At 71.6% G+C, this 22828-nt stretch carries 22 protein-coding genes; 12 read left to right on the forward strand and 10 right to left on the reverse strand.

The genetic code is table 11. The features are described from left to right. Positions 1-692: 692 nt before the first annotated feature. From ACY34K_RS25800 to ACY34K_RS25825, 6 genes are all read left to right on the forward strand, one after another. A complete protein-coding gene (locus ACY34K_RS25800) occupies positions 693-977 on the forward strand; it encodes a hypothetical protein (RefSeq protein ID WP_462751125.1) in 285 nt (94 codons plus the stop codon). A gap of 568 nt (positions 978-1545) precedes the next feature. Beyond that, on the forward strand, positions 1546-1749 hold the full coding sequence (locus tag ACY34K_RS25805; protein WP_462751126.1) for a cold-shock protein: 204 nt from the start codon (positions 1546-1548) through the stop codon (positions 1747-1749). A 234-nt stretch (positions 1750-1983) separates the two neighbouring features. Then, positions 1984-3489 (forward strand): DEAD/DEAH box helicase, encoded by a 1506-nt coding sequence (locus ACY34K_RS25810; RefSeq protein ID WP_462751127.1) that lies wholly within the window; start codon positions 1984-1986, stop codon positions 3487-3489. A 153-nt stretch (positions 3490-3642) separates the two neighbouring features. Then, positions 3643-4005 (forward strand): CBS domain-containing protein, encoded by a 363-nt coding sequence (locus ACY34K_RS25815; RefSeq protein ID WP_462751128.1) that lies wholly within the window; start codon positions 3643-3645, stop codon positions 4003-4005. A gap of 7 nt (positions 4006-4012) precedes the next feature. Further along, entirely contained in the window at positions 4013-4327 is a 315-nt protein-coding gene (locus ACY34K_RS25820) for an SCO5918 family protein (RefSeq protein WP_462751129.1), read from the forward strand. Between the two features lie 391 nt (positions 4328-4718). Beyond that, complete coding sequence (locus ACY34K_RS25825) at positions 4719-5069, forward strand: helix-turn-helix domain-containing protein (RefSeq protein WP_462751130.1); 351 nt, start codon at positions 4719-4721, stop codon at positions 5067-5069. A gap of 45 nt (positions 5070-5114) precedes the next feature. On the opposite strand, the gene ACY34K_RS25830 is transcribed toward ACY34K_RS25825, so the two are convergent. Genes ACY34K_RS25830 through ACY34K_RS25850 form a run of 5 tightly spaced genes read right to left on the reverse strand, consistent with a single transcriptional unit; the run spans position 5115 to position 10934 of the window. Further along, a complete protein-coding gene (locus ACY34K_RS25830) occupies positions 5115-5741 on the reverse strand; it encodes a hypothetical protein (RefSeq protein WP_462751131.1) in 627 nt (208 codons plus the stop codon). After that, a complete protein-coding gene (locus tag ACY34K_RS25835) occupies positions 5738-7279 on the reverse strand; it encodes an ATP-binding protein (protein WP_462751132.1) in 1542 nt (513 codons plus the stop codon). The genes ACY34K_RS25830 and ACY34K_RS25835 overlap by 4 nt, the downstream gene beginning before the upstream one ends. Continuing rightward, positions 7276-7959 carry a response regulator gene (locus tag ACY34K_RS25840; RefSeq protein WP_462751133.1) on the reverse strand — a complete coding sequence of 228 codons (684 nt, stop codon included), beginning with the start codon at positions 7957-7959 and terminating at the stop codon, positions 7276-7278. The genes ACY34K_RS25835 and ACY34K_RS25840 overlap by 4 nt, the downstream gene beginning before the upstream one ends. Positions 7960-7983: 24 nt before the next feature. After that, on the reverse strand, positions 7984-9741 hold the full coding sequence (gene murJ, locus ACY34K_RS25845; protein WP_462751134.1) for a murein biosynthesis integral membrane protein MurJ: 1758 nt from the start codon (positions 9739-9741) through the stop codon (positions 7984-7986). Beyond that, positions 9738-10934 carry a lipid II:glycine glycyltransferase FemX gene (locus ACY34K_RS25850; protein WP_462751135.1) on the reverse strand — a complete coding sequence of 399 codons (1197 nt, stop codon included), beginning with the start codon at positions 10932-10934 and terminating at the stop codon, positions 9738-9740. The genes murJ and ACY34K_RS25850 overlap by 4 nt, the downstream gene beginning before the upstream one ends. Before the next feature lie 238 nt (positions 10935-11172). Between ACY34K_RS25850 and ACY34K_RS25855 the strand changes: the two genes are divergently transcribed. Continuing rightward, on the forward strand, positions 11173-12393 hold the full coding sequence (locus ACY34K_RS25855; protein ID WP_462751136.1) for a L,D-transpeptidase: 1221 nt from the start codon (positions 11173-11175) through the stop codon (positions 12391-12393). Between the two features lie 238 nt (positions 12394-12631). On the opposite strand, the gene ACY34K_RS25860 is transcribed toward ACY34K_RS25855, so the two are convergent. Then, on the reverse strand, positions 12632-12877 hold the full coding sequence (locus ACY34K_RS25860; protein WP_462751137.1) for a hypothetical protein: 246 nt from the start codon (positions 12875-12877) through the stop codon (positions 12632-12634). Between the two features lie 206 nt (positions 12878-13083). On the opposite strand from ACY34K_RS25860, the gene ACY34K_RS25865 reads away from it, so the two are divergent. Beyond that, positions 13084-13332, forward strand: coding sequence for an SCO4226 family nickel-binding protein (locus ACY34K_RS25865; RefSeq protein ID WP_462751138.1), 249 nt, complete (start codon positions 13084-13086; stop codon positions 13330-13332). Positions 13333-13335: 3 nt separating this feature from the next. On the opposite strand, the gene ACY34K_RS25870 is transcribed toward ACY34K_RS25865, so the two are convergent. From ACY34K_RS25870 to ACY34K_RS25880, 3 genes are all read right to left on the reverse strand, one after another. Next, positions 13336-14073, reverse strand: coding sequence for an adhesin (locus tag ACY34K_RS25870; protein WP_462751139.1), 738 nt, complete (start codon positions 14071-14073; stop codon positions 13336-13338). Between the two features lie 41 nt (positions 14074-14114). Further along, positions 14115-15830 (reverse strand): MFS transporter, encoded by a 1716-nt coding sequence (locus tag ACY34K_RS25875; protein ID WP_462751186.1) that lies wholly within the window; start codon positions 15828-15830, stop codon positions 14115-14117. A 270-nt stretch (positions 15831-16100) separates the two neighbouring features. Next, positions 16101-18563 carry a D-alanyl-D-alanine carboxypeptidase family protein gene (locus ACY34K_RS25880; RefSeq protein WP_462751140.1) on the reverse strand — a complete coding sequence of 821 codons (2463 nt, stop codon included), beginning with the start codon at positions 18561-18563 and terminating at the stop codon, positions 16101-16103. A gap of 180 nt (positions 18564-18743) precedes the next feature. On the opposite strand from ACY34K_RS25880, the gene ACY34K_RS25885 reads away from it, so the two are divergent. The 3 genes from ACY34K_RS25885 to ACY34K_RS25895 all read left to right on the forward strand — a co-directional run bounded on the left by ACY34K_RS25885 (position 18744) and on the right by ACY34K_RS25895 (position 21078). Further along, entirely contained in the window at positions 18744-19478 is a 735-nt protein-coding gene (locus ACY34K_RS25885) for a GOLPH3/VPS74 family protein (RefSeq protein WP_462751141.1), read from the forward strand. A gap of 267 nt (positions 19479-19745) precedes the next feature. After that, entirely contained in the window at positions 19746-20603 is an 858-nt protein-coding gene (locus ACY34K_RS25890) for a helix-turn-helix domain-containing protein (RefSeq protein WP_462751142.1), read from the forward strand. Between the two features lie 274 nt (positions 20604-20877). Continuing rightward, positions 20878-21078 (forward strand): DUF397 domain-containing protein, encoded by a 201-nt coding sequence (locus ACY34K_RS25895; RefSeq protein WP_462751143.1) that lies wholly within the window; start codon positions 20878-20880, stop codon positions 21076-21078. Between the two features lie 71 nt (positions 21079-21149). Here the strand turns inward: ACY34K_RS25895 and ACY34K_RS25900 are convergent, their stop codons facing one another. Continuing rightward, positions 21150-21986 (reverse strand): hypothetical protein, encoded by an 837-nt coding sequence (locus ACY34K_RS25900; protein ID WP_462751144.1) that lies wholly within the window; start codon positions 21984-21986, stop codon positions 21150-21152. A 55-nt stretch (positions 21987-22041) separates the two neighbouring features. Between ACY34K_RS25900 and ACY34K_RS25905 the strand changes: the two genes are divergently transcribed. Then, a complete protein-coding gene (locus ACY34K_RS25905) occupies positions 22042-22827 on the forward strand; it encodes an SDR family oxidoreductase (protein WP_462751146.1) in 786 nt (261 codons plus the stop codon). Position 22828 lies beyond the last annotated feature (1 nt).

Here is a 22828-nt window from a genome sequence, read left to right on the forward strand (position 1 = left end):
CGCCGCGTCGGGCCCTCGTGTGCGGGCCCTCGCGTCCCGGTCGCCGCGCGCCACGGGGACGCGATGTGCGACGCGGGCGCTCGGCAGGAGGGGCGGCTCGGCATCGATGTCGCGCGACCGCGGCCGCCACCTGTGGATCAGAGCCGGTCACCAGGACCACCCCCGCGTAGCCCGGGCCGGAATCGCCGGGAGCGGCCCGGCCCCGGGGCCGCTTCGACGGTGGGGGCCGCTTCGACGGTGGGAACCACCGTCGCGGCTTACGCTTCAGGAAAGGGGCGTATGCGGAAGCGCGGCGCCGCCCGGACGCCGGAGGTTCCGCGCGGTGGCCGCAGATGTCCTCGGCGCCACCGCCCGCAGGAGGTACGCGTGGATGACGAACGGCCGGTCTCCGCGGATGCCCGGGTCCGCCTCGTCGCGGCGGCTCCGGAGGCCGCTCGCGGCGTCGCCGAGTGGGGACGTCGCGGCTCACCTCGAAGGAGCGGCGCGGCTGCCCCGCCGGCCGTGAAGGGGCGCCCCGTCTCCGTCGCACCATCGACCGGCAGGCACGCCTCCCAGTCGGCACCGTCCTGGCCGGCAGCCGGCGGATCAGTCACGCCGCGGCGCGGACGGGGTGTGACCGGACTTCGACGGCTTCGAACCTGCCTCCCCCGTCAGCGCCCGCACCGTCGGCCACGAGCCCGAGAGCGACAGCCATGGCGACACTCCGTGAACGCAAGACCTACCGCAAAGCTATTCTCCTGGCCCTGTACGGCGGGGTCGAACGCAATCGTCCCGAAGTCAGCGGAGCGACACTCCGTGACGAGGTCCGTCTTCCCGACGCGGACCTCTATGCGGCCTGCGCCTACCTGGCCGACGCGGGCCTGATCACCGTCGAGTGGACGTCGCACAAGACTCCCGCCACCGCCTCACTCACCCACGAGGGCATCCGCTTCATGGAAGAGGAAGAAGAGTCGGCCGCACCCGCTCAGGATGACTGACGCCGCGTCCGGTCGCTCCCCACCGAGGCCTCCCGGGAGCCGCATGGGAGCCGCGGTCTCTCGACGCCCCTCGGGACCGCACGAGCCCCTTGAGGATCGGGCGCCCGGCCTCGACGGGAGCGCTTGAGGAGGGTGCGGGCGATCACGTCCGGCTGTCCGGCACCACCACCCATCATGCCGTTTGTCCGGTTATGTGACCTACATCGCTGCAGTGGAGTCCCGGCGCGTTCACCGTCGCGCCGCCCGCCGACGGCGGCGGCAGCGGCACATCTCCCGTCCGGGCAGGTCACAGCGCCGCGGCAGGAAGCACGGGGCAGAAAACAGCGCGCCCACGGAGAACGATATCTGTATCCGTGAGATGAGAAATAGGGGTGGGGCACGACGAGTATTCCTCGACCGTCGACCGGAGTGAAATTATCGACCGTGCAGGGCCGATCGCACCGTGCTACTGTCGATTCCAGTTGCAGGTGTGGTTGCCAGAGGGTTCATTTCCGACGGGGTAATCATCACGGCGACACGGAATTCACACAGGGTGAATTCCTGACACCGCCTCCGAAGGGAAAATAAAATGGCTACTGGCACCGTGAAGTGGTTCAACTCGGAAAAGGGCTTCGGCTTCATCGAGCAGGACGGCGGCGGCCCCGACGTCTTCGCCCACTACTCGAACATCGCCAGCCAGGGCTTCCGCGAGCTGCAGGAAGGCCAGAAGGTGTCGTTCGACATCGCGCAGGGCCAGAAGGGCCCGACGGCCGAGAACATCGTTTCCGCCTGACACCGGCGCTGACGCATACTTCGCAGCTGGGGCCCGCACCTCTGGGGTGCGGGCCCCGGCTCGCTGCGTTTCAGGCACGAGACGAAATACTCCACCGCGTCGCCGACCGGTGACACGCCGCCCGTCCGCCCGAATCGCCCCCCATCATTTCCGGCTCGTCGTTTCGAGATTCTCTGCGCCGCTCAGCTGCTGCGGGAATTCCTTGCCACGCGCCGCGTACAAGGAAGGTTTCGCATGCAGCGTGCCCGCACCTCCCGCACATCCCGATCGTATGACCGCTTCGGAGGAGGCGCCGGCGGCAATCGTTCCGGTGGTCCCCGCCGTTCAAGGGGCTACGGAAATCGACAGCCGGGAGGAGCCGTACAGGGCGAGTTCGCGCCGCCGAGGACGATCACGCCCGCACTGCCGGCCGTCGGGTCGTTCGCCGATCTCGACATGCCCGCACGGCTGTTGGCCACGCTCGGCCACGAAGGCGTGACCGTACCGTTCCCGATCCAGGCGGCGACCCTGCCGAACTCCCTGGCCGGGCGTGACGTACTCGGCCGTGGCCGCACCGGCTCGGGCAAGACCCTCGCCTTCGGCCTCGCCGTCCTGGCCCGTACAGCGGGGCGGCGTGCCGAGCCGCGGCAGCCGCTCGCCCTTGTCCTGGTCCCCACCCGCGAGCTCGCCCAGCAGGTCACCGACGCGCTCACTCCGTACGCCCGCTCCGTGAGCCTGCGGCTGACCACCGTCGTCGGCGGGATGTCCATCGGCAGGCAGGCCGGTGCGCTGCGCGCCGGGGCCGAGGTGATCGTCGCGACGCCCGGGCGGCTCAAGGACCTCATCGACCGGGGCGACTGCCGGCTCGACGATGTCGGCATCACGGTCCTCGACGAGGCCGACCAAATGGCCGACATGGGCTTCATGCCCCAGGTCACCGCCCTGCTCGACCAGGTGCGTCCCGGCGGGCAGCGGATGCTCTTCTCGGCCACCCTGGACCGCAACGTGGACCTGCTGGTCCGCCGCTACCTGACGGACCCGGTGGTCCACTCCGTCGACCCTTCGGCGGGCGCGGTCACGACGATGGAGCACCACGTCCTCCATGTGCACGACGCGGACAAGCATCGGACGACCACCGAGATCGCCGCACGAGAGGGTCGAGTGATCATGTTCCTCGACACCAAGCACGCGGTGGACCGGCTGACCAAGCACCTGCTGAGCAGCGGTGTCCGCGCCGCGGCCCTGCACGGTGGCAAGTCCCAGCCGCAGCGCACGCGGACCCTGGCCCACTTCAAGAGCGGGCACGTGACGGTACTGGTGGCGACCAACGTCGCGGCGCGCGGTATCCACGTCGACAACCTCGACCTGGTGGTCAATGTGGATCCGCCCAGTGACCACAAGGACTACCTGCATCGCGGCGGACGTACGGCCCGTGCCGGTGAGTCCGGGAGCGTCGTCACCCTGGTGACCCCTGATCAGCGGCGCGGTATGAGCCGCCTGATGGCCTCGGCGGGCATCACCCCCCGGATCGCCCAAGTACGTTCGGGCGAGGCGGAGCTGAGCCGCATCACAGGTGCCCAGGCCCCTTCCGGTGTCCCCGTCGTCATCGCCGCGCGGGAGGTGGAACGTCCCCGCGACGGTGCCCCTTCCTCGCATCGGGGCCGTCGGGGCCGCGGGCGCCGCGGCGGACAGGGCCGGCCCGTCGGTGACGCGGCGCGCCGCGGGACACAGCGGCGGGCCGGCTTCGGCTCGGCCGCCTAGAGCGTGTTTCGACAGGAGCGTCGTCCGCCCGGAGGGCGGGGCCGGGGGCGTCTGGAGCGTGCGTGCCGGACGCCCCCGGCCAGACGGGACTGTCGGAACACGCCCTGGAACCGCCATGATCACCAGCCCATCACACTCCGGTAGGAGGCAGCTGTGACAACGGCTCAGCCGCGACACCAGGTAGCGGATCGCTCCCCCAGGACCGTGGTCGACGACAGGGACGCGTCCGGACCCCGGGTCCGTGACGACATGACGGTCGAGGTGGCTCTGTCCCTCATGGCCGGCGCCCGTGTCGATCACCTCGTCCTGTGCGACGGGGACGACCAGAGCACGGGCCTGATCACCCTGGCCCGACTCGCCGTGCTCCGCGACAGCGCCGCCTACACGGACCGGATCCGTCTGCGGGACGTCCTCGACGGACCGTTCACGTCGACCGCCGCTCGGCCCCGCGCCGTCCTCACCCTCGCTCGTCGATCCACCTCGCCCGGTCAGCCCGTTCCCCCTTCCTCTCTGTGAGGCATTCATGCGCTGTGTCATCGCCCGGTACCCGTTCGATCTGACCAAGAACGGGGTGCTGGCCTCGATGGAGGGCGTCACGCCCGAGCCCATCACGGGTGAGTCCGTGACCATCGGCCGCCGCCGCTACCCGGTCAAGCAAGTGGGCCAGGCCATCACCCGTCAGGACCGCCGCGACTTCACCAGCGGCGAAGTCGTCCGGGCCCTGACCCGCCTCGGCTTCACCTGCCACGAGCACCCCGAGAGCGCGCCGGTGGGTGCGCCCACTGCGCTCCGGACCGCTTCGGTGCTGCTCGGGGGCACCGCTTCCAGGGACGTGTGAGGACGGGCGGACGACCGCCACCCAGAGACCCGGTGAGGGCCCTGCCGACGCGCGTCGGCAGGGCCCTCACTGTCGTATCGCGCCTCACGTGGAGTGAGCGCCGCACCGTCGCATCGCCGTCGTTTCACCGTCTCGCCTTTGGCCGCCGTCGTATCGCCGTCGTTTCACCGTCTCGCCTTTGGTCGCCGTCGCATCGCCGTCGTTTCACCTTCTCGCCGTCGTATCGCCGTCGTATCGCCGTCTCGCCGTCGCACCGCCGCCCTGCCCGGCCGGACAGCGGGAAACCGGAGGTCGGCAGAGCATCAGGGTCGACAGATGGTGTTTCATTTCCTTCGGGGCCCTGGTGCCGTACGGCACCAGGGCCCCTCGACGCGTTGCACAACGAGGTGACATGGCAGCAGATACCCCACTCAGCGATCGTCTGGGCGACGACGACTACCCCGCTTACACCATGGGCCGGGCCGCCGAGATGCTCGGCACCACCCCCGCCTTCCTCCGAGCCATCGGTGAGGCTCGGCTGATCACTCCCCTGCGCTCCGAAGGCGGACATCGCCGGTACTCCCGCTACCAGCTGCGGATCGCCGCTCGCGCCCGGGAGCTCGTCGACAGGGGAACCCCGATCGAGGCTGCTTGCCGCATCATCATCCTCGAGGACCAGCTCGAGGAAGCCCAGCGCATCAACGCCGAGTACCGCCGTGCCGCGGCTGAAGCGTCCCACCGCCCCGATCCCGGTTCGGGCTGATCACGGGATGCCGCGCCGAAGGCCGCACCCCCTGGAGGGGGCTTCTCAGCCGCCCGTCGCGGGCGGTGTGGTCCGAATCCGGCTCTCGGTCTCCTCGGTTGTGTTCCGGGCGCCGCCGGGGGCGAGGCCGCAGGTGCCGGACCTCGATGTGCCGTCCTGCCCCGTCAGTTCCACGACGACCTGGCCGTCGGTGTCCTGGCTGTAGGCGATTGTGCAGGTCAGCTGACGCAGAGCGGTGCCGTCGAGTCCCGTCAGGGCGAGGGGCAGGCGGGCCGTGACCCTGCCGCCGGGGACGGGCGCCACCTCGACGGTCCCGCCGGGAGGGGCGGAGGGCAGGGAGGTGGTCAGGCCCGCGGCTCGGTCTTCCTCGCCCGGCCCGGCGAGCAACGCCAGCACGACCTTCTCGGTCGGCACCGGTCCCGGCGTGGCGCCTGGGCTCCGGTCTCCGGAGCCCGCCGGGGGCGCGGTCGTCCGGATCACGGGGCTCAGCCCTCCGTCGGGGGAACGGAAGAAGAGCAGCATGTCCTGGTCGCGGTTGAAGAACGCCTGGACGCTGGCGGGACCGCCCGCCTCGATGACGTCGGTCTCCTGGATCCCGCAGCCACCGGGCAGCGGTACGGCCACCGCGACGGCGACGGCCACCGCGCACCGGCGCGTCCGCGCACGCCTCATCCGCCGGCCCCCTCCGCGTGAAGCGGTATCTCGACGGTGAAGACGGCCCCGCCGCCGGGCAGGTTCCCCGCGCGGATCGTCCCGTCGTGCAGCTTCACGTTCTCCAGGGTGATCGCCAGTCCGAGGCCGCTGCCCACCGAGCGGGTGCGGGCCGCGTCGGCCTTGTAGAAGCGGTCGAAGATGTGCGGGAGCGCGTCGGGCCGGACACCAGGGCCGCTGTCCATGACCTCGGTGATCAGTACGGGCGTGCCCGGGGAGCGTGCCTCGGTGCGCAGGCGCACCGTGACGGGCGTGCCGCCGTGCCTCAGGGCGTTGCCGACGAGGTTGGCGATCACGATGTCGAAGCGGCGCGGGTCGAGCCGGGCGCGGATGCCTTCGGGGAGTTCGGCGCGGACCCGGCCGTCGGTCCAGTGCCGGTTCTGCAGGGTCTTGCGGATGGCCTCGGCGACGTCGACCTCGTCGGCGTTCAGCTCGGCCGCGCGGGCGTCGAAGCGGGAGATCTCCATGAGGTCCTCGACGAGCACCGCGAGTTTCCCGGTCTCGGCGCTGACCAGCCGGACCGCCCGGGCGGTGTCGGCGTCCAGGCGGTGCGCGTCCTCGTCGAGGACCTCGGTGACGGCGAGCATTCCGGCGAGGGGGGTCCGCAGCTCGTGCGAGACGTCGGAGGCGAAACGGCGGGCGCGGGCCTCGGCCTCGCGCAGTTCCCGCACGGAACGCTCGAGTTCGCCCGCCGAGTCGTTGAAGGTGCGTGCCAGGTCGGCCAGTTCGTCGCTGCCGCGGACCGGGATCCGGGTGTCGAGGTGGCCGCTGCCCATGCTCAGGGCCGCCTGGCGCAGTTCCCGCACCGGACGCAGCACGCTGCGCGCGGCGAGCAGGCCGGGTACCAGCGCGACGGCGAGACCGGGCAGGGCGCCGTCCCGGGCGGCCACGAGGAGGGCGTCGACGTTGACCTGCTCGTCGGTCATCCGCATGACGGCGTAGAGGACGAGTCCGCTGGGCAGCAGGCTGTCCGGGCCTGTTTTGAAGACGGTGGGCATGGCGATGGTCAGATAGGGGACGCCGTCCTTGACGACCCGCTCGAAGCTGCCGTGCGGATTGGCCCGTGCGGCGCGGCGCAGTTCGGGTGTGATGACGGTGGAGACGGGGTTCTCGCCCGACGAGGCGCGGATCGACCCGTACTCGGCGAACACCACCCAGGGATGCGGCTTGCCTTTGCGGGCGATGTCCCGCAGGACTTCCTCCAGGCCCTCACCTCCCTGCAAGGGCAGCCCGAAGCCCGTCTGCTGGACGTGGTCGCGGAACGACGTGACCGCCGTGTCCTGGGCGGTCTGCAGCATCGCGTTGCGGGCCTCGCGGTAGGTCAGCGCGGCGGTGGTGCCGGCGCTGACGGCCGCGACCAGCAGGAACGCGAGCAAGAGGCGCGTACGCAGTCCGAACGCCCTGACCCGCGCCCGTCCGTCGGCGGCCCTGCCGTCCCGTGCTTTCCGTCCTCCGTCGTTGCCGCGACGGAGCCGGCCGAGTGGAGGGCGGGTGATCACAGCGGCCCGAAGCGGTAGCCGAAGCCCCGCAGCGTCTGGACGTAGCGGGGACAGCCGGGCTCGTCCTCGATCTTGCCGCGCAGGCGGGCGACGCATGCGTCGACCAGCCGGGCGTCGGCGTGGTAGCTGTGGTCCCAGACGTGCTCCAGCAGTTGCTGCCTGCTGAACACCTGCTCGGGAGCGGCGGAGAGGTGCAGCAGGAGCTTGAGCTCCGAGGGGGCGAGCGCGAGCGGCCGGCCGGCTTTGGTGACGGTCAGGCCGGCCCGGTCGACGGCGAGTTCGCCGTAGACCTCGACGGCCGGGCGGCCCGCGCCGCCGTCGTCGAGGCGGCGCAGTACGGCACGGATCCGGGCCTCGATCACCTCGGTGCGGGCGGGCTTGACGATGTAGTCGTCGGCACCGGCTTCCAGGCCGATGACCACGTCGAAGTCGTCGCCGCGCGCGGTGAGCATGATGATCGGCAGCTGGCTGCGCTCGCGGACCTGTCGGCAGACCTGTACGCCGTTCATTCCGGGCAGCATCAGGTCCAGCAGCAGCAGATCGGGGCGGAATTCGGTCAGCGCGGCGAGGCCGGCCTCGCCGGTGGCCACCGCCCGTACGTCGTGGCCTCGGCGGCGCAGACCGAGTTCGACCCCCTCGCGGACGGAAGGATCGTCCTCGATGAGGAGCACGCGGGGCATCGGCAGTTCTCCCTCGGTGGGTGGTCAGGTGCGGGTCCGTCTCCGGCGTACGCCGGAGAGCAGCGCGTCGAGTTCGGCGAGGCGCAGTGGACGGGCGAGCAGGGCGAAGGTCAGGACGACGGCCGCCGCGCCGGCGGCCGTGGCGGCCAGGGCCCCCGCCCGGACCGCGCCGAGGACCGCGAAGTGGCCCAGCGCGGTGGCGGGGACGGCGGCGAGCACCAGCCGCGCGTGCGCGCCGGCGGCGGACGACCGCAGGGGGCGGGCGACGGCGAGCCGGCGGCTCAGCACGAGGCCGGTGACCGCCCAGCCCACGCACAGCGCCAGCGAGTACGCCGCCGCCATGCCCGTGACGGCCCAGCGGGCCGGCAGCAGCTGCGCGGCCGCCACGGACAGTCCCGCGTTCAGGGCGACGATCACGAGGTTGAGCAGGAACGGCGTGCGGGTGTCGGAGAGCGCGTAGAAGGCGCGGGAGAGGACGTACTGGCCCGACAGGGCGACGAGTCCGGGCGCGAAGGCCATCAGGATCCACGCCATGGCGGCCGTGTCGTCGGCGCTGGTCCTGCCGTGTCCGAAGACGAGGGCCATCACCGGGTGGGCGAGGGCGAACAGCGCGCAGGCGGCGGGTACGACGCCGGATGCGCAGACGCGCAGGGCGTGGGAGACGTCGCGCCGTACGGCGGCGGTGTCGCCGTCGGCGGCGGCCGCGCTCATCCGGGGCATCAGCGCGGTCACCACGGAGACCGTGATGATGCCGTGCGGTACGACCCACAGGACGTAGGCGTTGTTGTACGCGCCGTATCCGGGGCCGCCGCCGAGACCCGCGGTCGTGGCCAGGCGGGTGGTGACCCAGTAGGCGGCCTGGTTGGCGAGGACCAGCAGCACCAGCCAGCCGGCCGAGCGCAGGGGGCGGGTCAGTCCGCTGCCGCGCCAGTCGAAGCGGGGCCGCCAGCGGAAGCGGGCCGCGCGCAGCGCGGGGACGAGGGCGAGTGCCTGGACGGCGATACCGGCGGTCGTGCCCCAGCCGAGCATCGCGGTCTCGGTCGCGGTCAGCGTGTCACCGCCGCCCATGGCCAGGGCCAGGTACAGACCGAAGACGGTCATGACGACGACGTTGTTCAGGACCGGCGCCCACATCATCGCGCCGAACCGGCCCCGTGCGTTGAGTACCTGCCCGAGCAGGGTGAACAGTCCGAGGAAGAAGATCTGGGGCAGGCAGTAGCGGGCGAACGCGGTGGTCATGGCCGCCTGCCGGCCGGTGTAGTCGGTGTACGCGTCGACGATCGCGGGAGCGGCCCACACCGCGGCCGCGGTGATCGCCAGGAGGGCGACGACGCAGACGGTGACGAGCCGGTCGGTGTACGCGGCGCCCCCGTCGTCGTGCTCCTTGGCGGCCTTGACCAGCTCCGGCACGAAGACGGCGTTCAGCGCGCCGCCGAGGAGCAGCATGTAGACGATGGTGGGCAGGGCGTTGCCGACCACGTAGCCGTCGGCGACCGGCCCGATGGTGCCCAGCGCCGCCGCGACCACGGCGGACCGGGCGAAACCGGTGGCCCGGCCGACGAGGGATCCGGCGGCCATGACGGCACTGCCGCGCGCCGCGGAGCCCGCCTTGGTTCCCGCCGAGGTGTCCGCCGCTTCCGCGGCGCCCCTCGCTTCCGCGGCGCCCCTCGCTTCCGCGGCGCCCCTCGCTTCCGCGGCGCCCCTCGCTTTCGCACGGTCCGCCGCTTCCGCACGGTCCGTGCCGGCCGGTGTCGTCGGCGTGGTCGCCGTCGTCGGCCTCATCGGCGGTTCAGGTACGCCTGGAAGGCGCGGTAAAGCGTGTGGTTGGCGCTGCCGCCCAAGGGTCTCTCCCATTCCCCCAACGTTTCGACGACCTGTCCTCCGGTGCCGAGCTTCCACCGCAGCAGTCCGTACGAACGTTCCTCAGGATCGAGAGTGGAGGGTACCCCGCGCATGTCGTAGACGTCGGCGCCGAGGGCGTGGGCGTCTTGCAGCATGCGCCACTGCAGGGCGTTGGAGGGCCGGACCTCGCGCCGGTGGTCGGCCGAGGCGCCGGTCTGGTACCAGGCCCGGCGACCGACGGTGATCAGCGTGTGGGCGGCCAGGATCTCTCCTCGGTGGCGGGCGACGTACAGCTTCATCCGGCCCGGCTCCTCGGCGTTGAGCGCCGCGTACTGACGCTCGTAGTAGGCGAGCGAGCGGCCGAGCCGGAAGCCGTCGCGTCGCTCGGTGATGCCGAGCAGCCGGTAGAACTCGGGGAGTTCGGCCGCACTGCCCACCACTACTTCCACGCCCTGCTTCTGGGCTCGGCGGACATTGCGACGCCACTCCTGGTTGAGCCCGGACCACAGGTCTTCCGTGGTGCGTCCGGCGAGCGGCACGTGGAAGACGTGCCGGGGCTGGGCGTCCCCGTCGTCTCCGGTCCCGTCACCGCCGCAGCGGCGCCAGCCCCGGGCCCGCAGCCGCTCGGCGACGGCGGTGCCGAGCGGGTCGACCTCACTGGCGAGGACGTCGCCCAGGCGCCGGCCCGGGCCGGCGAGGGGCTTGAGGAGGGCGGCGTCCCAGCGCCGGTAGGCGGGCGACGGGCCGATGCGCACGGCGAAGGCGCCCGTGCGGCGCAGGTGTTCCAGCAGCGGGCCGAGCCAGCCGTCGACGTCGGGGTCGGTCCAGTCGGCGACGGGCCCTTCGGGGAGGTAGGCGAAGTGCTTGCGGGTGCCGGGGAACTGCCGCAGCAGCACCAGGGCGACGCCCGTCAGTGCGCCCGCCTCCGGGTCGGGTCCCCAGCCGAGCAGTTGGGCGCGCCAGCCCTCCTTGACGTCGGCCCAGGACGGGCACTGCAGGAAACCGGCGCCGAGCGCCTCGCCGCCGGGGGACGCGAGGAAGGCGCGGTACGTCTCCGCGGTGATGGTTCGCAGGGCCAAGTCCCGGTTCCGTGCCGGGGGCACGCGGCTGGGCGGCACGAGCAGCGCTGACACAGTCTGAGCCTCTCCTTCTCCCCGGACCTGTCGCGGGGACACACAGGAGGCTCACAGCGGTCCATGACCGCCCCGTCCGGCGAATGTGACCGGTCCATGACCGTTCCTCACCAGTCGCCGTCACATTGCCCCATAGCGGCTGACCTCGGGTTTTCCGGCTCTACAGTCACGGCATCGCCGACTCACCCCGCACGCACTCCCGCGCTCACCCCCGTTCCCGTCCTTTCCGGAGGTCCCGTTGTCGCGCACACGCGTACTGCCGCGCACCCGTCCGTTCGCCACCGGCCGCGTCCGGGCCGCCGTCGTGGCCGCGCTGCTGGCGCCGCTCGCCGCCTGCTCGACGGGTTCCTCGCCCGGCGCCCCGGACGCCGGGGGGACGCCGGGCGCCGGCGACCGACCCGTCACGGTCACCGTGACGCCCCGGGGAGAACGGGTCCCGGCGGGCCGGCCCGTGAGGGTCACGGCCGCGGGCGGCAGGCTCACCTCGGTGACCGTCACCGACGCCGAGGGCCACCGGCTCACCGGCAAGATCGCCGCCGACGGCCGGTCGTGGGTCTCCGACCGCAAGGCCGTACCCGGCGCGGCGTACACGGTGACGGCTGCGACCCGCACCGAGGGCGGCGCCGCCAAGAGCACCGGGGCCGCCTTCACCACGGCTCCGGCGGACAAGGTCAACAAGGTGGACTGGCGGCCGGGCACCGGGACCACCGTCGGTGTCGCCCAGCCGGTCTCCCTGGTCTTCGACCGTCCGGTCGGGAACCGGGCGGAGGTCGAGAAGCAGCTCAAGATCACCACCTCGAACGGCACGGAGGGCTCCTGGGGCTGGATGCGCGACTGGTCGGGCAGGGACCGGGTGGACTGGCGGCCCGAGGAGTACTGGAAGCCCGGGACCAGGGTCACGCTGAACGCCGAGCTGAACGGCACCGACTCGGGCCCTGACGGCGGCTGGTTCGTACGCGACTACACGACCACCTTCACCGTCGGCGCCCGGCAGATCGTCAAGGTCGACCTCGACCGTCATCGGCTCACCCTCGTCCGCGACGGCGAGAAGGTCCGGCACATACCGGTCTCCGGCGGCACCCCGGGCGGTGACAAGCGCTCCTGGCGCGGAACCGCCGTACTCATGGCGAAGGAGGGCACGATCAACATGAACTCCGAGACGGTGGGCCTCGCCGACGCCTACGACAAGATGGTCGACCACTCGATGCGGCTGACCTGGTCGGGCATGTACGCGCACGCCGCCCCGTGGAACGCCCGCTACTTCGGCAGGGCCAATCAGAGCTCCGGCTGCATAGGAATGAGCGACGCGGACGCGGCCTGGTTCTACGGGCAGGTGCGGCCGGGCGACCCGTTCGAGATCACCGGCAAGGACACCAAGGGCGTCGTCGCGCCCGGGAACGGCTTCGGCGCGTGGAATCTCTCGTGGGCCGAGTGGCGGCGGAATGGCGCGCTGCGCTGAGGCACGCCGGACCGGGACCGACCGTGCACCGAGGTCACCCGGGGCGCGGACCGGACTCCCGAAGCGGGTGCCGCGGGTTCGGGTCCTGCCGGGGCACCACACCCGAAGGCCCCGGACCGATCACGGTCCGGGGCCTTCCCCATTCACTCCTGGATGACACAAGCAGCCACTGTCGGCCGGGCGGATGCCGGGCCTGCGGCCCGGGCGAGGACCCGGTTCAGCGCCTCACGCGAGGCGGCTAATGGCCGTGCCTGCAGTCGGAACCGATGTCGGTGGACTGCGCCCCGGGGCTGCCCTCGCCGTTCAGCAGGTTGCCTGCCAAGCCGTTGAGGATGCCCACCTCACCGAGGATGTCGATGTTCATGTCGTGCGAGTGGCATCCGCCGCCTCCCGCGGCGGGCCGAGCGGTGGCGGGGCCGGTGCCTATGAGGCCGATTCCACCAATGATCGCGACCGCCACAGCGGCCTTGTGGAGCTTGCGCATGTCTCCTCCTTGAGCTGAGTAGAGCGCACCGTCAATAGATCCACTAAGCGCTCTTTTCGGAGGCTAGATCGGCGTGTCGTCTTGCGCTCACCGGGAAGGCCATCCGGGGTCTCGCACGCACCCGGCGGAAGTAGCACAGGCCGCGCGGCGAGCGGACCATGAGAGGTGAGGCTGTCGTCGAGAGGTGATTCGGAGGTGCAACAGCCATGACGAAGTACATGGACGTCCACCGAGGGATGAAGGGCATCACGTCCGAGCAGCTGAGCGCCGCCCACCGGGCGGATCTCGCGATCGAGAAGGAGGAAGGGGTGCACTTCGAGCGGGCCTGGGCGGACCCCGAGTCCGGGACGGTGTACTGCCTCTCCGAGGCGCCGTCGGCCGATGCCGTGCAGCGGATCCACGAGCGGACCGGGCACGCCGCCGACGAGATCCACGCCGTGCCCCTGTCCGTGTGAGGGTCAGCCGTCGGCGGGCCGGCAGGTGAGATGGAGCTGGGCCGCCGCGTGGTGGGCGCCGCTGAGGGTGGCGGCGCCCCAGTCCCGGCCGCGGTCGGTGAGGCGGACCGCGAAGGTCTTCGAGCGCACCGGGTAGCTGCCGACCTGGACCAGCGTGCCCCGGTGGACGGTCTGGCGGACACCGAAGGCCGCGTAGGCCGAGCCGGGGTCGGACGGGTCGGCGAGGACGCGGTAGATCGTCGGGTTGCCGGAGACATCGATGTCGCGCGGGCCGTCGGGAACGAACACCGCGAGGGCGCAGCGCTCGTACCCCTCGCCGACCGGCCAGGTCCAGGTCGCCGAGCCCGTGCCGTCGCGCGTGGGACTGCCCGACATCGGCACCGCCGTGAACCGGCCGTCGCAGCCGTTGCCGCGATGTCCGCCGGAACGGACGGTGTACCAGGCGGCGTCGCCGTTCTCGAAGCGGCCGGTCTCGCGGTACGTGCCGCTCTTGCCGCCGGCGCCGGTCACCCCGTCGCACCCCGGACCCGCCCATGCCGTGTAGGTCTCCTGCTCGGGCGTCCCCGTCGGCGCGATCCGTGACGGGACCGAGCGCTCCGGCAGGGAGTCGTCCCGTGCCGCGGCCTTCTGCTCGGTGCTGCCGCCGAACAGGGCGGCCGCGACGGTCAGGCAGCCGCAGGCCGCCACAACCGCCGCGGCCAGCACGGTCTTTCGCCTACGGGGAAGTCGGTCGCTCGCCATAGGCGACCACTATGCATACGGACCCCCGGTAACAGGAGAGGTCAGCGGAGTTCCTCCGGGCAGGGAGTGCCGCGGGGGAAGATCTTGTACGGTGCGGCCAGCCGGTACACGCCCGGTTTCGGCGCCAGGAGTTCCGTCCACTCGTCGCCCTCGCGGTCCTCCTCCGCCTTGAGCAGACAGCCGTGTGTGTTCGTGAAGGTCGGGGGGCCCTCCTCGCGCTCCTTCGACGCCTCCGTCTCCTGCGGCGGCTCCACCTTCTTGCCCTCTTCGTCGAGGAGCGCCAGCCAGGGCGAGTAGGGGACGCGGATCAGCACCCGTCCCGCCGTCTTCACCCGGATCGTCACCTCGCCGGCACCCGCGCGGTCCACCGTCGCGGGCGGATCGGCCAGCGGGGTCGGGTCCTCGACGGCGAGCAGCCGCCAATTGGCGTCGGACCAGACCGGCTTCAGGTAGGGCTGGCCGTCCTGGACGAGTTCGGCCTCCTGCTCGGCTCCGGTGTCCGGCTCGCCCTTGGGCAGCACGACGTAGTGGACGGCCCAGCGGTGCAGCCAGTCCCGGTAGGTGGCGGAGTTGAGCGTGTCGTCGTAGAAGACCGGGTTGCGTTCCATGTCGGCCTGCCGGTTCCAGCCGCGGGCCAGATTGATGTACGGGGTGAGCGCGGACGCCTCCCGGTGGCTGCGCGCCGGGACCACCTCGACGCGGGCCTTCTCCGCGCCGAGCTTCTGCAGCTGGTTGATGAGCGGTGCCGCCTCACGCGCCCAGGACGCGTCCGGCGCGGTGCGGATGATGTCGTCGGCGCTCTTGAAGCCGATCCAGCCGTTCAGCGCGACGAACGCGAGGACCACCGCGTACCACCTGCGGGTGCGCGGGACGGTGTACGGCAGCGCGGCCAGCAGCACCACACCGGCGAACAGCATCGGCAGGCGTGAGACGTTCGACCCGATCTGCGAGTCGATGAGCCAGGTGAGCAGCGTGCCCAGGGCGTACACGGCCGCGCCGGTGCGCACCGTGCGCCAGTCCTCGGGGACGAGGAGGAAGACCAGCACGCCGAAGGTGAACGGCAGCAGCGTCGAGCCGAACGACATCGGCTGCGTGCCCGAGAAGGGGAACAGCCAGGACGACAGCGCCACCACGGCGACCGGGGCGAGCCCGAGCGCGTAGGCCCCGGGACGCCGCTTGTTCAGGAACAGGGCCGCCGCCGCCACTCCCAGGAACAGTCCGGCCACCGGGCTCGCGGCGGTGGCGAGCCCGGCGAGCGGCGCGGCCGCGGCCGCCTTGGCCCACCGCTTGTGCCGCCAGCGCACCGGCCAGCAGAAGACGGCGGCCACCGCGCCCAGGGCGAACATCATGCCGAGCCCGAAGGTGACCCGGCCGGACAGCGCGTTGCACAGAAAGGCGAAGACCGCGGCCAGCGAGCAGGCCAGCGGATTGCGGACCGCCCGCACGCGCACGAGGATCAGCGCGGTCAGGGCCGCCGACGCGGTGCCGGCGAGCATCATCGTGGCCCGCACACCGAGCAGCGACATCAGGTACGGCGAGACGACGCTGTACGACACCGGGTGCATCCCGCCGTACCAGGCGAGGTTGTACGCGGAGTCGGGGTGCCGTCCCACGAACTCCGCCCAGGCGTCCTGCGCGGCGAGGTCGCCACCGCTGTTGGCGAAGAACAGGAACCACACGACGTGGGTGAGGGCGGCGAGGGCCGTGGCGACGGTGACGGGGTGGCGCAGGAGCCCCGTCCGGGTCCCCCGCTCTATTCGCGCCGTACCGGCCGGCCGGTACTGGGCGGTGTCGGCGGCCCCGACGGGTTCGTCCTCCGCCCGGGTGGACTCAACGGTGGTCACGCGGCTCTCTGCTCTCTGCGTCGTCCCAGGGGCCCCTTGTCTTCTGCGAAGACGCCTCCTGGCGGCTCGCAGTTGCCCGGACGCTAACACGGGGGCGCCCCGGAGATCCGGGGCGCCGGTGCGGCGTGCGGGTGTCGGTGTCCGGATCGGTGCCGGCCCGGCGGGGCCGGGGCCGGCACCGGCTCAGCCGAGGCGGATGAGCTTGGCGCCGAGGCCCGGCTCCGCGAGGTCCTCCTTCAGCGCCACGGGGACGCTGACCTTGCCGGTGCCCGAGCCGACCGAGATCTGGCCGACGACCGTGCCCGAGGGCGCGGAGTGCGGGATGCCCTTGCCGCCGTTCCCGATCTCCAGGTCGACCTCCAGACCCGCCCAGCCGACCGGCTTGAGGTCCTTGGTGGCGACGACGGGGGTGAGCCCTCCGAGCCCGTCGTCGACATGGCCGACGACCTCGCCCTTCTTGACGACCGTGGCGGACGTGACGCCGTCCTGAGCGGCCTTGATGAGGTTGTAGCTGTACGTCTCGACGGCCAGCCTCAGCTTCTCGCGCACGCCGTTGGCGTTCTGGGCACCCATCACTATCCCGAGGACCCGGCGGGGCTCGTCGTCCACGACGGCGTTGGCGGACCACAGCAGATTGCCGCCGGCCGGGGTGGACGAGCCGGTCTTGATGCCGGAGACCCCGTCCCTGAGGATGATCGTGTTGCCGTTCTCCATCCGCTTCTCGACACCGGGCAGTGTGAGGTTCGGCCGGTTGACGATGTCGCGGAAGACCTCGAACTGCATGACCGCCTTGGCGAGCTTCAGCTGGTCGGTGGGCGTGGAGACGGTGGTCTTCTCGAAGCCGCTGGGGTCGGTGTACGTGCTGTTCGTCATCCCGAGGTCCTTGGCGGCGTCGTTCATCTTCTCGAGGAACGCCTCCTCGGTGCCGGCGTCCCAGCGCGCCAGCTGATGGGCCACGTTGTTGGCGGACGGGATCATCAGCATCTGGAGCATCTGCTCCAGGGTGTACTGGTGCCCCTCCTTGACGTGGGCCACCGACCAGTCCGGGTTGCTCGCCTGCTCGGCGGTGAGCTTCTCGATCGTGAGCACCGGGCTCTTGGCGCCGACCTTGATCGGGTGGTTCTTGAGGATCACGTACGCCGTCATCGTCTTGGCGACGCTCGCGAGCGGGGCGGGCTTCTGCGCGCCGTACGTACCGAGCGAGCCGACCCCCTCGACCTCGACGGCGCCCTGACCCTCGCTGGGCCACGGCATCTTCAGCTGCCCGCCCTCGAAGGTGAACGTGGGCTCCGCGGCCAGCGTCAGCTTGGGGGCCGGCAGCGGCCGCACGAACTGCACGATCGCAAAGATGATCGCCAGCAGGACGACCAGCGGGGTCCAGATCTTGATACGCCGGACGACCGTGCGGACCGGGGTCTGCGGCGGGGGCGGCGTATTGGTCAGTTCGGCGAGCAGATCGAGCGGCGGGAGCGGCGGCACGGGCTGCTGCTTGGTCCGCTCGGCCTCGGTGAGGGACGGCGGCGGGGCGGCGGCCTCGGGCGCGGCGGGCGCGGCCGAAGCCGCGGCGGACGACGGCGCGGCGGGGGCCGACGATGCGGCGGGCGACGGCGTGGACGGGGACGGGGCGGGCCGCACGTCGTCCCTGCGCAGGGGCACGAACTTGCTGGTCCGCTCGGCCGCCGGCTCCTGCGCCGGCTTGGGGCCCATGGCCTTCAGGGCGGTGGTGGGCTGGTCGACCGGCTTGCGCTGGACGGCCTTGAACACGGCGGTGGGCTGATCGACGGGCGCCGCGTCGGCGTCGGCGCCGTCCTTGTCCTCGGCCGTGTCCTTGGCGGCCCACTTGGGAGCGGGGCTCTTCCGCTCCCCGGACGCGGGGGCACGGTCGCCGGCGTCACCACGGCGCTCCGGCGCCTCGGCGGCCTTCGCGGACTCAGTGGCCTTCGCGGCTTCGGCGCTGCCGGCTTCCTCGGTGGCGCCGCCGGCGGGGCGCGACGGCGCGGACGCGGGCTCGTCGCCCTCCTCGTCCTTGCTCGCCGCCGCCTCGGCGCGGACGGCGTCCCCGGCGGGGCGCGACGGCGCGGAAGAGGTCCGGTCGGTCTTCGCGTCCCCGGACGCGTCGGCCGCGACGCCGGCCCCGGCGGAACGAGGCGACGGGGCCGAAGCCTCGTCGCCGTCACGGTCGCTGACCCCCTCGGGGGCTCTCGCGTCCCCGTCCCCGGCCGAGCCCTCCCGGGACTCGGTGCCGTCCCCGGGCTCGGAAGCGGCCGCGGACTCGGGCTCGGGCTCGGGCTCGGTGGCGGCCTCGGGCTCGGTGGTGGCCTCAGCGTCGGACTCGGTGGTGGCCTCGGGCTCACCCGGGGAAGGGTTCTCCGTCTCCTCCGGTGCGTCGCCGTCGCCCTTGGCGACCCATGCCGCGACCGCCGCGCGCAGGCGGGCGTCGCCGTCCGACGCGGCGGCGGACTCCGCCGCCGGGGCCCGCTCGGGCACGGTCTTGAAGACGGCGGTAGGCTGGTCGACCTTCACCTCTCCGTCCCCGTTCGACGACGGTGCGTCACCGAAGACGGCCAGCCTCGGGTCGCGTTCGTCCGAAGCCGTCTCCCCCGACGACTTCTGCTGCTCCGACTTGTCGGGGGACTCGCCCGCCACCGTGCCTCCTTCAAACAACGCGTTGCCCGAACCATGTACCAGTGTCCTGTGTGAGCGCTCGGCTCAGGTTGCAAGACGAGAACGACATACCTACCGGTTCCCGTACGAAGCACCCAGGCGCTCTCGACAGACCAATGTGAGAGGGGTCACCCTGTCATTCATCCACGCGGGGAGGCATGGATGGGCAGGAGCCGCAGAACACTTCCGGAGGAGCTTCTGCTGCTCGCTCTGGACCCGGCCACGGGTACCACAGCGCAGCCGCAGTCGCTCGACCTCGGCCTGGCCGGAGCACAGCTAGTGGAGCTGGCTCTGGCAGGACGGATAGCCCCAGACGGGGATCGTATCGCCGTGGTGATGCCACGGCCCACAGGAGATCCGACACTGGACTCCGCGCTGGAACTGCTGCGCAGGCGTGGCAGCCCGGTGCGGGCCGTCCACTGGATCGGCGGGCCCCGACTGGGGCTGCGCCAGACGTATCTCTCGCATCTGGAACGGTGCGGCATGGTGCATGCCGTCGAGGGTCAGATGTGCGGGGTGCTGCCGACGACGCGCTACCAGGCGACGGAGACGGCGATCAGCCGGGAAATCAGGTCCCGGCTGGACAATGCGATCCGCACCGGTGTACCGCCGGACCCGCGGACCGCGGCGCTCGCCGCGCTGGCCCACGCGGTCGGTCTCGGCAAGCACCTCTACCCGGGCAATGAAGGACGGTCGTCCCGCTCCAGGCTGCGGGATCTGATCCGGCACGACCCCATGGGCGGTCTCGTGGCGCACGCCGTGATGGACGTCCAGAACGGTGCGGCGGCACAGCCACGCCGGAGCCCCGGCCCGGGAGGCGGTGGCCGGCAGGCCGCGGCCGTACCGATGCAGCACCAGGCGCGCAGCGGGTCGATGGCCCGGGTCGTCGCGCACTGAACCACGGACGCACGTGACCGACACGAGCACCACGCACCACGCGCGATGCACGATGCACCATGAGCACGAAGCCCGATTCGGGAGCCGCATGAGCGCGCGGGGCAGGCCGGCCAGGCCCGCCCCGCGCGTTCGCACGTACGCACGCGTATGGCGATTTTCCAGCGCGGCAAGCGCTTTGGTGGCAGTCTGCTGAGCAGTAGATACGCAGAGCAACGCAGAGCAGCGTGACGCTTGCTACCGCTAGTGCAGCCGGAGGTGCAGTTTCCCGTGGCGTCCAACGTCAACCCCACCGTCAGGCGACGCAGACTGGGCCAGGAGTTGCGCCGGCTGCGCGAGCTCAAGGGCATGACGGCGGAGGAGGTGGCGGAGCGGTTGCTGGTCTCCCAGTCGAAGATCAGCCGCCTCGAGAACGGCCGCCGCTCGATCAGTCAGCGCGATGTCCGTGACCTGTGCGGGGTGTACGAGGTCGAGGACCACCGGATCGTCGATTCCCTGATGCAGATGGCGAAGGACTCCCGCCAGCAGGGCTGGTGGCACGCCTTCGGCGACATCCCGTACAGCGTCTACATCGGCCTGGAGACGGACGCGGCCTCGCTGCGGGTGTACGAGCCGCAGATCGTGCCCGGTCTGCTGCAGACCCGGCAGTACGCGGAGGCGCTGATCACCGGCGCCCTGCCGGAGACGTCGCCGACGGACATCGAGAAGCGCGTCAACGTTCGCGCGCGGCGCCAGGAGCGCATCAAGGAGTCGGAGGCGCCGCTGCGCCTTTGGGCGGTGATCGACGAGTCGGCGCTGCGCCGCCGGGTCGGCGACAAGCAGCTGATGATCGATCAGCTGGAGCATCTGATCGAGCAGTCGCACCAGCCGCACGTCACGGTGCAGGTGCTGCCCTTCGACATGGGCGCCCACCCGGGGATCAGCGGCCACTACGCGATCCTGGAATTCCCGGACACTTCCGACTCGTCCGTCGTCTACATCGAGGGGGTCACCAGTGACCTCTATCTGGAGAAGGCGAACGACGTGCAGAAGTACAGCGTCATGTACGAGCACCTGCGTGCCCAGGCGTTGAATGTGGAACAGACTCGGCAGTTCATCGCGGATGTCGTCAAGGACTACGCACGCTAAGCGGATTCCGGTGCCGATACCTGAGCCATTGAGCAGCTTTCGGGAATCCGCCAATTCTGTCCCGGATCACGGGGATTCGGCCGCCCCTGCCGGGGAAGAGGCCGGTACGGTACACCCCTTCACCTTCCAGCGGAAGTCCCGCATGGAATATGCCATCCAGTCGAGTGAACGACTGTCCCGCGCACCGATGCCGACGAGTAGCGTCGATCACGCCGGCCCGCAGGTTCGGGTCGGCATGTCACCACTCGTCACCGCAAGAACCGGAGCGGAGAAAATGGCAATTACTCAGGGCGCCACGGACACCTGGACGAAGTCCTCGTATTCCGGCGGTAACGGCGCATGCGTCGAGGTCAAGTCCCCCGTCGTCCAGGAGATCGCGGTCCGTGACTCGAAGGTTCCCGCGGGCCCGTCGATCACGTTCGTACCCGCGTCCTGGAACGCGTTCGTGCGTGAAGTCGGCAACGGGACTCTCTGAGTTCGGCCCCGCGTCACCGAAGAGCCCTCTCGACTGGTCCGCCGTCCCGGCCGAGGGGGCTTCGGTGTGTCTCAGCGCAGTTCGTCCACGTACCGGTCGGTGCCCGGCACCGTCGGGATGAACGGCGCCACCAGTTCCACCCGCCCCAGGCCGCCCGCGTCGAGGTCCGCGAAATGCGCCTCCCAGCACTCGCGCGGATCGCGCTCCAGGAACCAGAGCAGCGTCAGCCGGGTGTGGACGCCCTCCACCTGTTGCACATACGTCATGCGGTCTCCGGGCAGTGGTGTCGGCCGGAAAACGGTCACCATCGCGGCGGGTGTGCCGGCCAGCCGGAGGGGCAGGTGGCGCCCCCGCAGCCACTCCAGGAGATCGGCCCGTCGCTCGGGGTCTTCGGCGTCGATCACCTGCAGGACGAGCCCGCCGTAGGGGTGGTCCAGCGCGTGGTGGTCGCGCGGGCCGGCGGCCCCGTCCCGGTAGACGGTCGCCTCGTGGTCCTGGAAGGCGGTGAAGACGTGCGTACGGGCCTGGTGGACCCGGCCGTCGCGGTTCAGCCGCTTGTTGATGGCGACGGTCCACTTCATGTGCTCGGCGTAGCGGCCCTCGGTGATCCAGTAGGTGGAGAGGTAGCAGCCGGCCGTCACCGGCTGGGCGACGGCGGACTTCTCGGGGTAGCGCAGCAGCTGGAGTTCGCGGGTGGCGACCCAGCGGCGGCCCGCGTACATCCAGGGCATGGCCATCGCGCCGGCGTAGTAGTGGTCGTCCTCGTACCAGCGGTTGTAGGCGTATTCCTGGCCGGGGTGGGGCTCGACCATGGTGATCAGGGCATGGCCGGGCCGGACGCCGTACGGCCCGACGGCCGCCAGATCCGCGTACACCGCGCTGCGGGTGTCGTTGTCGTCGTGGCTCACACCCCCTACTCTGACGGTCCGTCAGATAGATGGCCAGGGCCGGGGAGGCGCCGGGATGCTGCTCCAGGGGAAGACCGTGATCGTGTCCGGCGTCGGCACCGGACTGGGCCACCGGGTCGCCGCGGCGGTCGTGCGCGACGGCGGGAACGCCGTGCTCGGGGCGCGCACGGAAGCCCGTCTGGCCACGTCGGCGACGGAGATCGACCCGGAGGGGCGGCACACGGCGTACCTGCCCACGGACATCACCGTCGAGGAGCGGTGCGCGGCGCTGGCCGCGCTGGCCTGCGAGCGGTTCGGCGGCATCGACGCGGTGGTCCATGTGGCGGCCCGGGACAGCGACTTCGGTGGCCTGGAGGACGCCGACTTCGAGACGTGGCGGGGTGTCCTCGACGTCAACCTGCTGGGCACCCTCCGGATGACGAGGGCCTGTCTGCCGGCCCTGAAGGAGCGCGGCGGCGGTTCGGTGGTCCTGATCGGCACGCAGTCCGCGGTGGCCGCGCCGTCGCAGGTCCGGCAGGCTGCGTACGCGGCGTCCAAAGGGGCACTGACCTCGGCGATGTACTCGCTGGCCGGTGAACTGGGCCCGCACCGGATACGGGTGAACACCGTGCTGCCGGGATGGATGTGGGGCCCGCCCGTCGAGGCGTACGTCCGGCTCACGGCGCGGTCCGAGGGCGTACCGGAGAGCGAGGTGCTGGGCCGGCTCACGGAACGGACGGTCCTGCCGGAGCTGGCCACGGACGCGGACGTGGCGCAGGCGGTGGTGTTCCTCGCCTCCGACAGGGCCCGGGCGATCACCGGCCAGTCGCTGCTCGTCAACGCCGGTGAACTGATGCGGTAGC

This window comes from Streptomyces sp. STAM6 (assembly GCF_054963715.1).